Source organism: Arthrobacter methylotrophus, assembly GCF_039539965.1.
Lineage (GTDB): Bacteria > Actinomycetota > Actinomycetes > Actinomycetales > Micrococcaceae > Arthrobacter > Arthrobacter methylotrophus.
In genome coordinates this window covers 3,150,433-3,165,938 of record NZ_BAABED010000001.1, presented here as the reverse complement: position 1 = coordinate 3,165,938, position 15,506 = coordinate 3,150,433, and the positions used below count along the sequence as shown (strand labels likewise).

At 64.1% G+C, this 15,506-nt stretch carries 12 protein-coding genes; 9 read left to right on the top strand and 3 right to left on the bottom strand.

All coding sequences use genetic code 11. From position 1 onward, the window contains the following. Positions 1–50: 50 nt before the first annotated feature. On the top strand, positions 51–896 hold the full coding sequence (gene rsmI / locus ABD884_RS16525) for a 16S rRNA (cytidine(1402)-2'-O)-methyltransferase (RefSeq protein ID WP_345054930.1): 846 nt from the start codon (positions 51–53) through the stop codon (positions 894–896). 209 nt (positions 897–1,105) lie between these two features. Then, entirely contained in the window at positions 1,106–2,587 is a 1,482-nt protein-coding gene (locus tag ABD884_RS16520; protein ID WP_345048090.1) for an NAD-dependent succinate-semialdehyde dehydrogenase, read from the top strand. A 69-nt stretch (positions 2,588–2,656) separates the two neighbouring features. Here the strand turns inward: ABD884_RS16520 and ABD884_RS16515 are convergent, their stop codons facing one another. The 3 genes from ABD884_RS16515 to ABD884_RS16505 form a co-directional block, all read right to left on the bottom strand. Further along, positions 2,657–4,909 (bottom strand): transglutaminase TgpA family protein, encoded by a 2,253-nt coding sequence (locus tag ABD884_RS16515; protein ID WP_345048084.1) that lies wholly within the window; start codon positions 4,907–4,909, stop codon positions 2,657–2,659. A gap of 134 nt (positions 4,910–5,043) precedes the next feature. Next, on the bottom strand, positions 5,044–6,462 hold the full coding sequence (locus tag ABD884_RS16510; RefSeq protein ID WP_345048081.1) for a DUF58 domain-containing protein: 1,419 nt from the start codon (positions 6,460–6,462) through the stop codon (positions 5,044–5,046). A gap of 22 nt (positions 6,463–6,484) precedes the next feature. Beyond that, positions 6,485–7,561 carry an AAA family ATPase gene (locus tag ABD884_RS16505; RefSeq protein ID WP_345048077.1) on the bottom strand — a complete coding sequence of 359 codons (1,077 nt, stop codon included), beginning with the start codon at positions 7,559–7,561 and terminating at the stop codon, positions 6,485–6,487. A 244-nt stretch (positions 7,562–7,805) separates the two neighbouring features. Between ABD884_RS16505 and ABD884_RS16500 the strand changes: the two genes are divergently transcribed. The 7 genes from ABD884_RS16500 (at position 7,806) to ABD884_RS16470 (ending at position 15,452) form a co-directional block, all read left to right on the top strand. Further along, positions 7,806–8,708 carry a TatD family hydrolase gene (locus ABD884_RS16500; protein WP_345048075.1) on the top strand — a complete coding sequence of 301 codons (903 nt, stop codon included), beginning with the start codon at positions 7,806–7,808 and terminating at the stop codon, positions 8,706–8,708. 267 nt (positions 8,709–8,975) lie between these two features. Next, positions 8,976–10,145 carry a resuscitation-promoting factor gene (locus tag ABD884_RS16495; RefSeq protein WP_345048072.1) on the top strand — a complete coding sequence of 390 codons (1,170 nt, stop codon included), beginning with the start codon at positions 8,976–8,978 and terminating at the stop codon, positions 10,143–10,145. Positions 10,146–10,237: 92 nt separating this feature from the next. Next, positions 10,238–10,726 (top strand): helix-turn-helix domain-containing protein, encoded by a 489-nt coding sequence (locus ABD884_RS16490; RefSeq protein ID WP_241711087.1) that lies wholly within the window; start codon positions 10,238–10,240, stop codon positions 10,724–10,726. A gap of 44 nt (positions 10,727–10,770) precedes the next feature. Further along, on the top strand, positions 10,771–11,577 hold the full coding sequence (locus tag ABD884_RS16485; protein ID WP_345048069.1) for an IS3 family transposase: 807 nt from the start codon (positions 10,771–10,773) through the stop codon (positions 11,575–11,577). Between the two features lie 117 nt (positions 11,578–11,694). Beyond that, positions 11,695–12,576: a 16S rRNA (adenine(1518)-N(6)/adenine(1519)-N(6))-dimethyltransferase RsmA gene (rsmA, locus tag ABD884_RS16480; RefSeq protein ID WP_345048067.1), complete on the top strand. Its 882-nt coding sequence runs from the start codon at positions 11,695–11,697 to the stop codon at positions 12,574–12,576. Further along, positions 12,573–13,550 carry a 4-(cytidine 5'-diphospho)-2-C-methyl-D-erythritol kinase gene (locus ABD884_RS16475; RefSeq protein ID WP_345048062.1) on the top strand — a complete coding sequence of 326 codons (978 nt, stop codon included), beginning with the start codon at positions 12,573–12,575 and terminating at the stop codon, positions 13,548–13,550. The genes rsmA and ABD884_RS16475 overlap by 4 nt, the downstream gene beginning before the upstream one ends. A gap of 66 nt (positions 13,551–13,616) precedes the next feature. Continuing rightward, positions 13,617–15,452: an ABC-F family ATP-binding cassette domain-containing protein gene (locus tag ABD884_RS16470; protein WP_345048060.1), complete on the top strand. Its 1,836-nt coding sequence runs from the start codon at positions 13,617–13,619 to the stop codon at positions 15,450–15,452. The last annotated feature ends 54 nt before the right edge of the window (positions 15,453–15,506 follow it).

Genomic DNA, 15,506 nt, shown 5'->3' with positions numbered 1-15,506 from the left:
AAACCACCGTTCCTGACTCGGCGGAGTCCCTCGAGGCACAGGCGCTTCCTATGCTTGCTGAGGGCGTGGGCCGGATAGTTCTGGCTGCCACTCCCATCGGGAACGTGGGGGATGCCTCCAGCAGGCTCATTGAATTGCTGCAGACGGCCGACATCGTCGCTGCCGAGGACACCCGGCGCCTGCATCGTCTGGTCCAGTCCCTCGGCATCACCGTGACCGGTCGGGTCATCAGCTATCACGAGCACAACGAGGCAGCCAAGACCGAGGAACTGCTGGATTACGTCAGGGCCGGCAAGACCATCATCATGGTGAGCGACGCCGGCATGCCCGCGGTGTCCGACCCAGGCTTCCGCCTCGTGGAGGGAGCCGTGGCGGCAGGTCTCTTCGTCACTGCCTTTCCGGGACCGTCGGCGGTGCTGACTGCCCTGGCGCTCTCGGGGCTGCCGACGGACCGTTTCTGCTTCGAGGGATTCCTGCCGCGCAAAGCGGGCGAACGCAGCTCGCGGCTTGCGGACCTTGGGAGCGAACGCCGAACGATGGTGTTCTTCGAGGCACCGCATCGTCTTGAGCCCATGCTCCGTGCTTTGCACGAGCGCTTCGGGGCGGACCGGCGCATCGCCGTATGCCGCGAATTGACCAAGACTTACGAGGAGGTCATCCGGGGAACCGTCCGGGAACTCCTCGAATGGGCAGAAAACAACGAGGTTCGCGGTGAGATCGCCGTGGTGGTGGCCGGCGCGCCCGAACAGGAGCCGGGCAAACCTGAGGACCATGTTGCCGCCGTCAATGAACTCGTCGGCAAGGGCGTCAGGCTCAAGGAAGCGGTGGCCGCCGTCGCGGAGGACGCACGCATCAGCAAGCGCGAGCTGTACTCTGCTGTGCTCGCGGCGCGTTAGGGCTGTGCTCGCGGCGCGTTAGGGCTGTGCTCGCGGCGCGCTAGCAGGCGCTCCAACCCCGGGCTGTGCAACTGCACAATCTGTTGTTCCCGCGGCAGTGCGCGAAGGCGTAGACACTGCTTCGCGGCGGGCAGTACGGTGGCAGTAATTCCACAAAATCAAGTGTTGGTGCATCTCTACAAGCTGCGCTGACTGACGAAGGAGTCACTGTGACTGTTACCGCCGATCGCGAAAGCGAACTTCTCGCATCCGTTCCCACCGGGTTGCTCATCAACGGCCAGTGGCTGCCTGCGGCATCCGGCAAGACGTTCGACGTCGAGGATCCTGCCACGGGCAAGGTGCTCATCAACATCTCTGACGCCGGCCCGGAGGACGGCGCCGCCGCGCTGGACGCTGCCGTTGCCGCCCAGGCTTCCTGGGCCCGGACCGCTCCCCGTGAGCGTGGCGAAATCCTGCGCCGCGCATTCGAGCTGGTCACGGCACGAGCTGAGGACTTCGCGCTTCTCATGACCCTGGAAATGGGCAAGCCCTTGGCCGAAGCCCGCGGCGAAGTAGCCTACGGTGCCGAATTCCTCCGCTGGTTCTCCGAGGAAGCCGTCCGCGTCAGCGGCCGCTACTCTGCAGCCCCGGACGGCAAGAACCGCATCCTGGTCCAGAAGAAGCCGGTTGGGCCCTGCCTTTTGATTACCCCGTGGAACTTCCCGCTGGCCATGGCCACCCGCAAGATTGCTCCCGCGGTCGCCGCCGGCTGCACCATGGTGCTCAAGCCCGCCAACCTCACCCCCCTGACCAGCCTGCTTTTCGCCCAGGTCATGCAGGAAGCCGGCCTTCCCGCAGGCGTCCTTAACGTCATCCAGACCTCCACAGCGGGGGCAGTTACCGGGCCCCTCATCAAGGACGACCGCCTGCGGAAGATTTCCTTCACCGGTTCCACCGCCGTCGGGCAGTCCCTGATGCGCGAAGCCGCGGATAAGGTCCTGCGCAGCTCCATGGAGCTTGGCGGTAACGCGCCGTTCGTCGTCTTCGAAGACGCCGATCTGGACAAGGCCGTCGAAGGCGCCGTCGCAGCCAAGATGCGCAACATGGGCGAGGCCTGCACAGCTGCGAACCGCTTCATTGTGCATGACTCCATCGCCGATACCTTCGCCGAGAAGTTCGCCGCCAAGATCTCCGCGCTCAACCCCGCGCGGGGCACCGAGCCGGACTCCACCGTGGGCCCCTTGATCGATGGCAAGGCACGCAACGGCGTGCACGCCCTCGTGGCCGACGCCGTTGCCAACGGCGCAGTTGCCGTCACCGGCGGTGCCCCGGTGGATGGCCCGGGCTACTTCTACCAGCCCACGGTCCTCAAGAACGTGTCCGCGGACGCCCGGATCCTGAAGGAAGAAATCTTTGGCCCGGTGGCCCCGATCATCACCTTCAAGAGCGAAGATGAGGCCATTAACCTTGCCAACAACACCGAGTATGGGTTGGTCGCCTATGTCTACACCAAGGACCTGAACCGCGGACTGCGGGTCAGCGAAAGGATCGAAACGGGCATGTTGGGCCTCAATGCCGGAGTCATTTCCAACGCGGCGGCACCTTTCGGCGGCGTCAAGCAGTCCGGCCTGGGCCGTGAAGGCGGCTTCGAAGGCATCGAGGAATACCTCACCACCCAGTACGTCGGCATCGCCGATCCGTACGCAGACTAATCCCAACGGACTGGCAGTAGTTGTCGTAATAAGCGCTCAAAACGACATCAACTGTCAGTCAGTTGGGGGTCAACGCCGCCGCCTGGACATCAGGGATGGCGGGAGCCACTCCGCGCGGAAAGCCGCGAACCAAGAAGCATTGCGACGAAACGTGGTGCGGACAGCAGCGATCCGGACAGCCGCGGTCCGGTCCCCTTGCTCTGCGCTCTTCCTTGCGGGACCGTCCGGGGGACCGTAACGCTGCCGTTCGAAATCGCCGGCGAGTGATGCTACCGCGTGTTGCCCGACGTCGTCGGAGGCTCCGAGCGCAACTGAGTTGCGCAATCGTTCGGCAAAACGCCTCGGAGTTTCGCTAGGGTCGGGTGGTACACCGTAATCGGTGGCGAGGTCCTGGAGCTCGGCCCATGCCAAGGCCGCACTATCGCGGGACGGTGCCGGCCTGAGGCGCCGCCCCCGGATACCCGAGCGGAACATCCTCGGTGAAGCCGCCAACGCCGCGAGAAGCAAGGCACCGGCGACGACGTACAGCACGGTCCAGGAGCCGGCGCCCGAGCCCGATCCAGCGCCCGGCCCGGCAAGCTGCGGTACGGCAGGAACGCTCGGGGCGGGAGTCGCGGCACCAGGGGTCAGGTTCTCCTCATGCAGCTTGGTGCTCGGGCCGCCCGGAGCAACAGGATCCGAAGCGTAGCTCGGGACCACTCCGCGTGAAGGGGTCGGTTCAAAGGCAACCCAGCCGACACCCTCGAAATACAGCTCGGGCCAGGCATGGGCGTCCCGTGCATCCACTGCGAACTCCGGAAGCGGTTCCTGCCCGGCCACGGCGACGGTCGCCCCGGTGGCGTGGCCCGGCGCGTAGCCCACGGCGATGCGGCTCGGGATTCCCTTCAGCCTGGCCATAACGGCCATGGCAGAGGCGAAGTGGACGCAATAGCCGCTCTTCTGCTGCAGGAAATCAGCCAGGACAGACATGCCATTGCCGTCATAACCGCCTTGGACCGGAGCCTGCAGCGAGTAGCTGAACTGGGACGAGCGCAAATAGTCCTGTATCGCCATCGCCTTGGCATAGTTGCCATTGGCGCCGGCCGTGACCGTGTTCGCCGTGTTCTTTACAATGTCCGGAACATTGCTTGGCAACTGGATGAAATCCTGCGAAATGGACGTGGGCCGGGCGTTGGCCTGGGCCAACGCCGCTGATGTCAGAGCCGGCAGGGCCGAATATACCGTGTATTGCTGGTTCCTCGTGGTGCTGTCTTCGCCGCGGATGCTCAGTGTTGCGGGATCCCAGGACCAACGTCCGCTCAGCCCGTTGACGGCTGTTGGAGCATAGGGGACCGGCAGGTACGGACTGGTGAACTGTCCGGTGTCGACCACCGTCAATTGGCGCACCAGCTCGGAGGGGAGCGGGTAGTCCGGCGCCATGCGGCCCGGTCCGATCCGCCGGGAGGCTTCGCGATCGTCCGGTGCCCAGGTATCGCCGTCGAACTTGTCGATGGTGACTGAACGCAGGTACACAGGAGCGGTGGAGCTCGTGGCATAGGTGAAGCGGCCGTCGCCGGTGGGATTCCGCAGGCTGTTGCCCAGCGTGATCATGGGGTTCAAACCGTTGGACACCCCCCAAGGGTTCAGCCGCGAGCCCACTGGAAACGTTCCGCGCTCGAATCCCGGAATCGCCAACGGCAACAGCAACCCGAGAGCAAGAGCCGCCGCACCGATCACCACGGATCGTTTAAGCTGCCCTGTGCCGCGGGCGTTGTCGGACTGCAACCGGGAATCCGGCGCGAACCACTGGCTGCAACCAAGAATCACGATGAAACCGAGCGCCGCGGCAAGGAATCCAAGCAGCCCCGCGCCCTGTGGCTTGATGGTCGCCGGGAAAACGAGGATGGCCAGCAGGCCCACACCACTCGTCGCAGGCATGCCCAGCGGAACCGCCAAGGCATCCATGAGGACAACCACGAGGCCTAGGCTCGCGCAAGCGACAAACACGATTCCGGCGTTCGGCGCGACCGGGGCGGTTTCCGAAACGACGGTGTCACCGGCACGTCGGAGGAATTGTCCCAGCGTGTCAAAGGTTGCTCCGGACGGTATGAATCCCGCCAGGCTCTGCTGCCGGAAGAAGGTGAAATCGAGGATGAACACCAAAGCGACGAGGCCGCCCAAAGCCGTGAGCAGCGACGGCGCCCGCAAGGTGCGCAGGACGGCCAAGACCAACGCGACGATACACACCGTGGTGATCGCAGGAACCAACCACACCCAGCCCCTGAAGACTCCATTGAGCGCAAGCGATGCTCCGAGCACGGCGATGGCGATGGCCGCCGCCATCGCCCACGGGTAAGCCCCTGGCTTTAGGCTCCGCGTTCGGGGCGTCCGTCCTGGGCCACCGGACGAAACATCGCCAGAGTTTGCCGGCTCCGGGTGCGGGCTTCGTCCCGGAGGGCCGTGCCTGGAGGTAGTTGTCATCGCGGCACCGCCGCGCCACGCCGGACATCCATCGCGGCTGCAGCCGCTGCGAGGATCTCCCCTTGATCGAAACCGGACCACGCGGCGGGAAGGTCCGTTCTGGAACTTACGGCGACGGCGCGCCAACCGCCTAGCTTCAAGGCTTCGATGATCGGCTGGACATGGCGGGGGTGGTCGGTGACCATCAGGGCGAAAGCGTTCGCGCCATAGCCGGCTGCAGGCGCCAGCGCACGGGCCTCGGAGGGTGTCATGTTGCCCAACAGTGCGAGGACGGGCCCGCGGAGACGATGTGCCGCCAGCTTGTCCATCAGGTGGTCGTCGAAGGGCGCCTCGGCACCATCGACGACGGCGGCTTCTTTGCGGCCACGCTCGCCATGGACATGCCGCGGGCCGCTGAGCTGAATGGCGGCGAGGCTTTCGGCAATGGATTGCATCCCGCCCAGGCCACTGTATTCCTCCGCTTCCGGAGAGGGCGCGGAACGGGATCCGCGAAACGCGGGATACCCCGCGGCGTCGAGGAAACGCAGCGAATAGTTGCGATCGGCAAGGTGGGCGCTGATCGACATGGCCGCCGTCACGACCCACTCGAAGTTCTCGCTGCTGACCAGCTCAAAGGAGTCCTCGTGGGCCGCACCGAACACGGTTCCAGAGCCCGACACGAAAGCGGAATAGCGCTGGTCCATGATGATGGTCGCCTCCGGTGTGGTGACGGATTCCTCCTGCCGCACCATGAGCTCCCCATGCCGCGCTGTCGCGGCCCAATGGACGCGCCGCATGGGATCGCCGTGCCGGTATTCGCGGGTCATCACGTCGTCGTCGCTGGGATTGGCGCGGATCCGGGTGGCGGTCACGCCGTCGTTTCCGCGTGCGCCGGCGAGGCCCGTGGCGGGGAGTTCGACGGCGGCGGGCGTCACGGTGAGGAGGTCGCCGTCGTCGATCGCGTGCCGGTGCAACGACAAGCCGAAGGGATCGCAGAACTCGGCCGTGACCGGACCGATCCTGAATTGGCCGCGCTTGCCTGAGCGCAAATGGTATTCATACCGGCTGGTGCCGCCCGAAGCGGCGAGTGCGGGAAAACGAAAGGCCGGAGGCTCGCCGAAACGCGGCGGCAACTGTTCTTCCATGATCACCGGGCCGGTGGATGCGCCGGTCCTCGCAACCGCAAGCCGCACCGTTGCGGTGGAAGCCGCCTCCACCGAAGCCGGGTGGAATTCCCTGAACACTTGAAAGCGCGGCTTGAGGATACGAATCCCTGCAAGGGATACCAGCGGCAGGACCAACAGCAGGATCCCAAGTGCCAGCAGATCACGTCTCCCCATGACCTGGGCGAGCAACAGGGAGCCGACTCCGCTGGCCAGCAAGCCCCAACCGCGCGTGGTGAACACGTGTTTCGGAAGTAGATCCATCAGTGCCATGCGTGCCCCCGAATTCGTTCCGTTAGCTGCCGCGGCGTTCCGCGCCGGCGTCTTGGTTCACCGGGAGAGAGGCCAGGATGGCTCGGATGATGCTCTGTGGAGTGTCACCGGAACTGGCGGCCTTGCGGTCAAGGATAATGCGGTGCGCCAAGACCGATTCGGCGACGGAAATGACGTCGTCGGGAAGGACGAAATCCCTGCCGTCAAGAGCCGCCGTCGCTTTGGCCGCGCGCAGCAGCTGCAGCAGCGAGCGGGGGCTGGCTCCGAGTCGTAGGCGCGCGCTGTCCCGGGTGGCCCGGCCCAGGGCAACCGTGTATTCCTTCACGGCTTGGGAGACGAAGACCTGCTGCACCGTGGCGATCATCGCGGCGACATCCGCGGACGTGACCACGGGGGCGGCTTTGGCGAGGGGCGAAAACGCTTGATGCGTCTCGAGCATTTCGATCTCGGAAAGTTTGTCCGGGTAGCCCATGGAGATTCGGGCCATGAAACGGTCCCGCTGGGCCTCCGGCAGCGGATAGGTGCCTTCCATCTCGATGGGGTTCTGCGTCGCAACCACCATGAACGGCTCCGCCAGCTGGTACGAATGGCCATCCACCGTCACTTGGTGCTCTTCCATGCATTCGAGCAGGGCGGACTGGGTCTTCGCCGAGGCGCGGTTGATTTCGTCGCCGATCACGATGTTGGCGAAGACCGCGCCCCTCCGGAACTCGAATTGCCGAGACGACTGGTTGTAGATGGAGACGCCCGTGACATCCGAAGGCAGGAGGTCCGGTGTGAACTGGATGCGGCTGACCTTGCAATCGATGGTGCGGGCGAGGGCTTTGGCGAGCAGCGTCTTACCGACCCCGGGGACGTCCTCGACGAGCAGGTGGCCTTGGGCGAGGAGCACTGTGAGGGCAAGCGTGGCGGCTTCGGCTTTGCCATCGATGACTTTGTTGATGGCCACCAGGATCTTCTCACTGGCGGTGTGGAATTGCCCGGTATCCATGACCGCCAGCTTGTGGCCGTTGAAGGATTCTCGTTCGGTTGGCAAGGCAACAACGGCCTCGTCCCGCAACAATGGCTCATCAACGGCACCGTGTCGCTTTGAATCCATGGACAACCCCTCAGCCATGACAGCTCCGCAGCCGGGGCCGCGGTGCCCTGGCCGGGATTTACCGCCTTTTGTACCAGACTACCCAGACCGGGCCTACTGCAGACAGAGGTACGTTCCGGAGGAACGGATCAGTAACGGATCAGGAAGGGCTCAGGGATGGATCAGGAAGCGCACGGGCAATGGATCAGGAAGCGCACGGGCAATGGATCAGGAAGCGCACGGGCGGAAAAGATAGGGTGGAAACATGTGCACTTCCCTCCCGCCGGCCTCATACCGGGCGGCAGTTTCCCATCGTGCGCCCGCGAACGGCGATTCACGCAAGGAATACCCGCCTGCTCCCGAGCCGCTACCGGTCCCAGTGATGGACAACCACACCCATCTCGATTTCCGGCACGGCCTGCTGGAAGTCGCGGTCTCCGATGCTTTGGACGAGGCCGAAGCGGTAGGTGTCCAAGGTGCGGTGCAAGTGGGGTGCGACCTTGAGTCCTCGAGGTTCACGGTCCAGGCCCTCGAGGCGGACAGGCGGCTCCTCGGGGCCGTCGCCATCCACCCCAACGATGCTCCCGTCTACGCAGGCCGCGGAGAGCTGGAATCGGCGCTCGCGGAGATCGAGAACCTCGCGGCCCATCCGAGGGTCCGCGCAATCGGGGAAACCGGGCTGGATTTCTTCCGCACCCACGGCGACGGCCTGGTGCACCAGCGGCATTCGTTCCGTCGCCACATCGATATCGCGAAGAGGCTCGACCTGACCCTCCAGATCCACGACCGTGACGCGCATGACGCCGTGGTCCAGGTTCTCCGCGAGGAAGGCGCCCCGGAGCGGGTGGTGTTCCACTGCTTCTCGGGCGATGAAGAACTGGCAAGGATCTGCAACACGAACGGCTGGTACATGTCCTTTGCGGGCACCATGACCTTCAAGAACGCGGCAAATCTGAGGGATGCCCTGACCATCGCAGATCCCGAACTGGTGCTCGTCGAAACCGATTCGCCTTTCCTGACGCCGCACCCCTATAGGGGTCGTCCCAACGCGAGCTATATGGTGCCCTACACCGTTCGTTCCATGGCTGAAGTGACTGGAACCGAGCTTTCCACGCTGTGCTCGCAACTGGCCGCAAACACCGTGGCAACATACGGTTCGTGGGATTGAACGGACGTCCCGATACATACCCGGTATGTAAAAATCTTGGTCACTATATAACGCTTCGGTTACAGTGGGTAACCAGTAGCCGGGGTCGGGGAAGGCCTTCGGATAACTTACTCCGTTCGCAATTGGTGTTTCAGTTGAATTGAGTGTGGCGGCGCACAACTCCGCTGCAGTCCTTTTGCATGGCTTCGGCCTGCATCCCAGGACCGCGGCCGGAGAGCCCTGTGCGCTTTTCCCCGTGCCCGGATGGTCCAAAAGTTACGGGCAAACATGGTTAAGTTCTTCACCACGGGCGGTAAGTTCAGCTTCGTCAAGGTAGGTGCGCAGTTGCTGGTGCTCTCGGCACTGGTACTGGGAGTGGTTGCTTTTACGGGCAACAACAAGTCAGTCACCCTCAACGTCGACGGCAAAGTGAGTTCCGTCCAGACCTTCGGCAGTACCGTTGACCAAGTGGTCAAGGCAGCCAAGGTTGATCTGAAGGCTGAAGACCGGGTTTCCCCGGCCTTGGACGCCTCGGTGCAGAACGGTTCCATCATCAACGTCAACCTGGCCAAAGCCGTTACCGTCAGCCTTGACGGTGCCCAGCGGACGGTCAACACCACGGCGCCCAACGTCGAGGGACTCGTCTCCGAGCTCGGCGTCGCGAGCGCATCGGCTGTTTCCCAGCCCAAAGACACCCAGCTCGCCGTTTCCGGATCCTTCGTCTCGATCATGACCCCCAAGACGATTAGCCTGATCGTGGACGGTCAGAGCTCCTCCAAGACGACGACGGCGGCCGACGTCGGCACCGTCCTCAGCGATGCCGGAGTCGCGCTCGGCCCGAACGATCGCGTTTCCCAGCCGAACTCGGCTCCCGTGGTCCCGAACATGGTGATCAAGGTTTCCCGGGTGGACACGAGCAAGACCGCCACGGAAACGGAAAACGTTCCTTTCGACACCGTCACCACGGAAGACTCCACCCAGTTCAGTGACCAGAAGACCGTGACCCAGGAGGGTGTCCTCGGGCTGCTCAGCAAGACGTTCAAGCTCGTCCTGGTGGATGGTCGCGAAGCGACCCGGACTCTAGTCTCCTCCGATGTCACCGTCAAGCCGGTCCTCGCGAAAGTGACTGTCGGAACCAAGGAACGCCCCAAGCCGACCCCTGCCGCGACTGTTGCATCCGGCGCTTCCGGCGCTTCCGGTCCTACTGGCGCGCCGAACGAAGCAATGTGGGACAAGGTTGCCCAGTGTGAGTCCGGTGGGAACTGGGCTATCAACACCGGTAACGGTTACTACGGTGGCCTGCAGTTCGACGTCCAGACCTGGATCGGTTCCGGCGGTGGCGCCTACGCTCCGAACGCCGCGGCCGCCAGCAAGGCCCAGCAGATCGACATCGCGAACCGCGTCTACGCGCAGCGCGGCCTCTCGCCGTGGGGCTGCGGCTGGGCAGCGTCCAGCTAAAGCATCGATGAAATTGGCCGGGTCCGGAATGTTTGAACTGCTCCCCGAAAGTTGGACTGAGAATTCAGTTCTGACTTACGGGGAGCAGTTTCATGTTAAAAAGCAGTTCGTTGTCCGAGGAGCAGCGCGCGGCCGCGGTAGCGTTGTTTGAGACCGGTTGGGGCGCGAAGTCCGTTGCCACAAAGCTCGGGGTGAGCAAGCGGGCCATAGGCCGGTTATATGACCGGTGGAGAGTTCGCGGAGGTACAACGCTAGTGGCCAAGCCAACCAAGCGGCAGTTTTCGTTTGAGTTCAAACTCGCTGTTGTGCAGCGGTTTCTGGCTGGAGAGACCCAGGTGGCCTTGGCGCAGGAGTTCCAGCTGTCGTCCCCGCTTCTGATCAAGAAGTGGGCAAGCCTGTATCGGAATGAAGGCGAAGACGGACTGCGTCCGAAGCCCAGGGGCCGCCCGAAGTCGCCTTTCGAGGCGCCGTCGCAGCCTGAGTCAGAACTGCAAAGGTTGCGCCGTGAGAACGAGCGCTTGCGGGCAGAGGTGGCGTTCCTGGGAAAAGTGCAGGCCTTGAGGGACGAGGATCCGCGGTAAAGGTCCGCGCCGTCATCGCTCTCAAGGCCCAACACCGCCTGGAATTGCTCCTGGACATCGCTGGCATTGCCCGCTCGACGTTCTTCTATCACCAGGCCCGGCTCCAGGCCCCCGATCCGCAAGAGGCTCTCAAGAGCGCGGTCACGGAGATCTTTAAGAAGAACCATGGCAGGTACGGGCACCGACGCGTCCACATCGAGCTGGCCAGGCAAGGCTGGAGGACCGCGAAGAAGACCGTGCTGAAGCTGATGCGGACACTCGGGCTGGTCTGCAAGGTCCGGCGGAAGAAGCGCTACAACTCCTACCGCGGCGAACAAGGCGCCGTCGCTCCGAACGTGCTCAACCGGGATTTCGAAGCGACCGCCCCGAACCAGAAGTGGGTGACGGACGTGACCGAATTCAGCGTCGGCGATCGCAAGCTCTACCTCTCACCGGTCATGGACCTCTTCGACCGGCAGATCATCTCGTACACCCTCGGCATCTCGCCGAACCTGGAGCTCACCAACACATCGCTGAGTAAGGCGCTGACGACCCTCAAGGACGGTGAGAAACCGCTGGTGCATTCCGACCAGGGATTCCAGTACCAGCATCACTCCTGGCGGACTCTCCTCAGCGTTGCCGGAGCGGTCCAATCAATGTCACGCAAGGCCAACTGCTACGACAATGCCGTGATGGAAAACTTCTTCGGTCATCTCAAAGAAGAACTCTTCCATCGTGTCCGGTTCATCAGCACCGACGCACTGACAGCGGCACTGCACGAGTACATCCGCTGGTACAACACCGAACGGATCTCGACAAAGCTCGAGGGCCTGAGCCCGGCGCAATACCGTTCCCAGGCCCTCGCGGCTTAGGATCTTACTTAGCCAGTCCAACTTTCGGGGACCAGTTCAGTTCGGGCCCGGCCTTTTCGCGTCACGCAGCTGACAGGCGGGCGCTCCCGCCGGTCGGGCAGACGATACGATACCTAGGTGACTGAACCGAATTCCGAACACGCCGCCGTCGCGCCCCTCCTGGGAGCTGCCGACATCCGACGGCTCGCCGAGGAAATCGGTGTCCGCCCCACCAAGACCCTGGGCCAGAACTTCGTCATTGACGGCAACACGATCCGCAGGATCGTTGCGGCCGCCGGTATTGATCCTGAGGAAACCGTGCTGGAGGTCGGGCCAGGGCTGGGTTCGTTGACGCTCGGCCTGCTTGACGCCGCCAAAACAGTGGTCGCCGTGGAAATCGATCCTGTATTGGCCGGCAAATTGCCCGAAACAGTGCGCACGTGGCGCCCGGAGGCGGCGGATGATTTCCACCTCGTCGTTTCCGACGCCATGAAGGTCACCGAACTTCCCGTGCCGCCGACCGCCCTCGTGGCCAACCTGCCGTACAACGTGGCTGTTCCCGTGGTCCTGCACCTGCTCCAACATTTCCCGAGCCTGCAACACGGGCTCGTCATGGTCCAGGACGAGGTGGCCGACCGGCTGGCCGCAGGTCCCGGTTCCAAGATCTACGGCGTCCCCTCGGTCAAGGCCGCGTGGTATGGCCACATGCGCAAGGCCGGAGTCATCGGCATGAATGTCTTCTGGCCAGCGCCAAAGATCCATTCCGGGCTCGTCTCCTTCACCCGCGGCACACCGCCCGCGACGCACGCCACCCGTGAACAGGTCTTCGCGGTCATCGATGCCGCGTTTGCACAGCGCCGCAAGACGCTTCGCGCGGCCTTGGCATCGTGGGCAGGGAGCGCGGCAGAGGCCGAACGATACATCGTGGCCGCAGGCGTTGACCCGACCGCGCGTGGAGAGGTTCTCGATATCAACGCGTTCGTCCGCATCGCCGAGGCACGCCACCCCCTGGACGCATGAATCCGGCAATCAGCGGCGCGAATCGCGGCCGCTTCGTCGCAAGGACGGTGCGTGTCCGGGCACCCGGCAAGGTAAACGTGTCCCTCAACGTCGGACCCTTGCGGCCCGACGGCTACCACTCCGTCGCCAGCGTCTACCTGGCGGTGTCCTTGTACGAGGAAGTAGCCGCCACGAGCACCGAGGAGCCCGGGATCACGGTCAGCATCGGTCCCGCAAGCACGTTGGACCTCGACGGGGTGGACATCCCCCTGGACGAGCGGAACCTGGCCTACAAGGCCGCCGCCATCATGAGGGATGTCTCGGAGGACTCCACGGGCGTGCATTTGGAAATCACCAAGCGCGTCCCGGTCGCCGGGGGCATGGGCGGCGGGTCCGCCGACGCCGCGGCGACCCTCCTGGCCTGCGATGCCCTCTGGAACAGCGGCTTGTCACGCGAAGAACTGGCCCACCTTGCAGCCGAGTTGGGCGCGGACGTGCCGTTCTCGCTGTTGGGAGGGACCGCCGTCGGGCTTGGCATCGGCGACGAACTGTCACCGGCTCTCGCGAAAGCGCAGATGGACTGGGTCCTGGTCTGCGCCGACTACGGACTCTCCACGCCCGAGGTCTTCCACGCGCTGGACAGGCTCCGTGACGCCGAGGGACTCGTCATCCCCGAGCCGCTGGAGGTCGATGCCAAGATCCTTCAGTCGCTGCGCAAAGGCGATCCAGATGCCCTGAGTAAAGTCCTCATCAACGACCTCCAGCGAGCCTCGATCGAGCTGGCCCCGGAATTGCGTGACACTATCGGACTCGGGGAGTCCAGCGGTGCCCTCGCCGGGATCGTTTCCGGTTCCGGCCCCACCGTGGCTTTGCTCGCGCCCAACCCTCGCGCGGCGGAGGAGCTGGCCGAGGAGCTTCGCCATCTGGGGCACAACGCCCTTGCTGTGCACGGCCCTGTTCCCGGTGCCCGGATCATCTCAGATACCCTCCTATGACAGCTCGCAGTAGCGATTCAACCAGTAGCGATCTTCCCAACGATTCACACCAGAAAGTAGTACCTAGTGGCCCACCTGCTCGGCGGTGAAAACCTCACCGTTTCGTTCGCAACCCGCACCATCCTCGACGGCGTCACCCTTGGTTTGGAGGACGGCGACAGGATCGGCATGGTCGGGCGCAACGGTGACGGCAAGTCCACGCTGATGCGCTTGCTGGCTTTGCGTTCGACGCCGGATTCCGGCCGTGTGACCAAACGCGGCGACGTGAACGTCGGCTACCTCGACCAGTCCGACGTGCTCGACGGCGACCTCACAGTGGGTGCCGCGATTGTCGGCGACCAGGCCGACCACGAATGGGCCGCGAACCCCAAGATCCGCGAAATCATGGGAGGGCTCGTTGCCGACGTCGACTGGCACGCCAACGTGCATGCGCTCTCGGGCGGGCAGAAGCGTCGGGTGGCCCTGGCCAAGCTGCTCATCGAAGACCATGACGTCATCATGCTTGACGAGCCCACCAACCACCTCGACGTGGAAGGCGTCGCCTGGCTCTCCCGGCACTTGAAGACGCGCTGGCGGCCAAACCAAGGGGCGTTCCTTGTGGTGACCCACGATCGATGGTTCCTGGACGAAGTCTGCAACCGGACCTGGGAAGTGCATGATGCGATGGTGGACCCGTTCGACGGCGGCTACGCGGCCTACGTATTGGCCCGCGCCGAGCGTGACCGAAGCGCATCCGTCGTCGAAAGCAAGCGGCAACAGCTGGTCAAGAAAGAGCTGGCGTGGCTCCGCCGGGGCGCCCCGGCGCGCACATCCAAGCCCAAGTTCCGCATCGAAGCCGCCAACGAGCTGATCGCCGATGTTCCCGATCCGCGCGACTCGGTGGCCCTGAGTAAGATGGCCACGGCCCGGCTCGGCAAGGATGTGCTGGACCTTGAAGGCGTCTCCCTGGATTTCCTGGGCGACGGTGCCGGCAGGAAGCTCTTCGACGACATCACCCTGCGCCTGGCGCCGGGGCAGCGGCTCGGACTCGTGGGTGTCAACGGCGCCGGAAAGTCCACGCTGCTGCGGCTCCTTAACGGCGAGATCGCGCCGAGTTCCGGCAAGGTCAAGCGCGGCAAGACTGTTGTCACCGCCGTGCTCAGCCAGGACGTCAAAGAGCTCGACGACGTCTCGGACCTTCGCGTAATCGAGGTCATCGAGCGCGAGAAGCGTTCGTTCAGCGTGGGCGGCAAGGAATTCACGGCCGGCCAGCTCGTGGAGCAGCTCGGGTTCACGAAGGAAAAGCAGTGGACGCCGGTCACCGACCTTTCCGGTGGGGAGCGGCGCCGCTTGCAACTGCTGCGCCTGTTGGTGGGCGAACCCAACGTCCTGATGCTCGACGAACCTACCAACGACCTCGATACCGACACTCTTGCCGCCGTCGAAGACGTCCTGGACGGCTGGCCAGGCACCCTGATTGTGGTCAGCCACGACCGCTACCTCCTGGAACGCGTGACGGATTCCCAGATGGCGCTTCTGGGCGACGGCAAGCTGCGAGGGCTCCCGGGTGGCGTTGACCAGTACCTGGAATTGCGGGAAGCGGCGCTTGCGAGCGGTGCAGTGTTCGGCGGGACGTCGAGCGGGAGCAGCAGCCCGACGGCGGCAAGCGGCTCCGGCGCCGTCATCTCCGGGCCGAGTGAGGCAGAGAAACGCGAAGCCCGCAAGGACCTGAACAGGATAGACCGCCAGCTGGGCAAGATCGCGCAGCAAGAAGAGAAACTCCACGTCCAGATGGCGGCCAAGTCGCAATCGGGTGATTTCGACGCCCTCGGCGAACTGAACACCAAGCTGCAGGAACTCCTTGAGGAAAAAGAAGGCCTTGAACTCGAATGGCTCGAAGCGGCAGAGACTCTGGGGGAGTAGGCGCGCAAATGTTCCGGCGACACAGATCGAGGAAATCGATGCGCGGATTCCGGT

Bases quoted from the DNA above. Each gene is read 5' to 3' on its own strand.
- ABD884_RS16495 (WP_345048072.1), top strand. From the start codon at position 8,976: ATGGTTAAGTTCTTCACCACGGGCGGTAAGTTCAGCTTCGTCAAGGTA.
- ABD884_RS16515 (WP_345048084.1), bottom strand. From the start codon at position 4,909: ATGGCGGCGGCCATCGCCATCGCCGTGCTCGGAGCATCGCTTGCGCTC.
- ABD884_RS16505 (WP_345048077.1), bottom strand. From the start codon at position 7,561: ATGGATTCAAAGCGACACGGTGCCGTTGATGAGCCATTGTTGCGGGAC.
- ABD884_RS16510 (WP_345048081.1), bottom strand. From the start codon at position 6,462: ATGGCACTGATGGATCTACTTCCGAAACACGTGTTCACCACGCGCGGT.
- ABD884_RS16490 (WP_241711087.1), top strand. From the start codon at position 10,238: ATGTTAAAAAGCAGTTCGTTGTCCGAGGAGCAGCGCGCGGCCGCGGTA.
- ABD884_RS16475 (WP_345048062.1), top strand. From the start codon at position 12,573: ATGAATCCGGCAATCAGCGGCGCGAATCGCGGCCGCTTCGTCGCAAGG.
- rsmI (WP_345054930.1), top strand. From the start codon at position 51: ATGCTTGCTGAGGGCGTGGGCCGGATAGTTCTGGCTGCCACTCCCATC.
- ABD884_RS16500 (WP_345048075.1), top strand. From the start codon at position 7,806: ATGTGCACTTCCCTCCCGCCGGCCTCATACCGGGCGGCAGTTTCCCAT.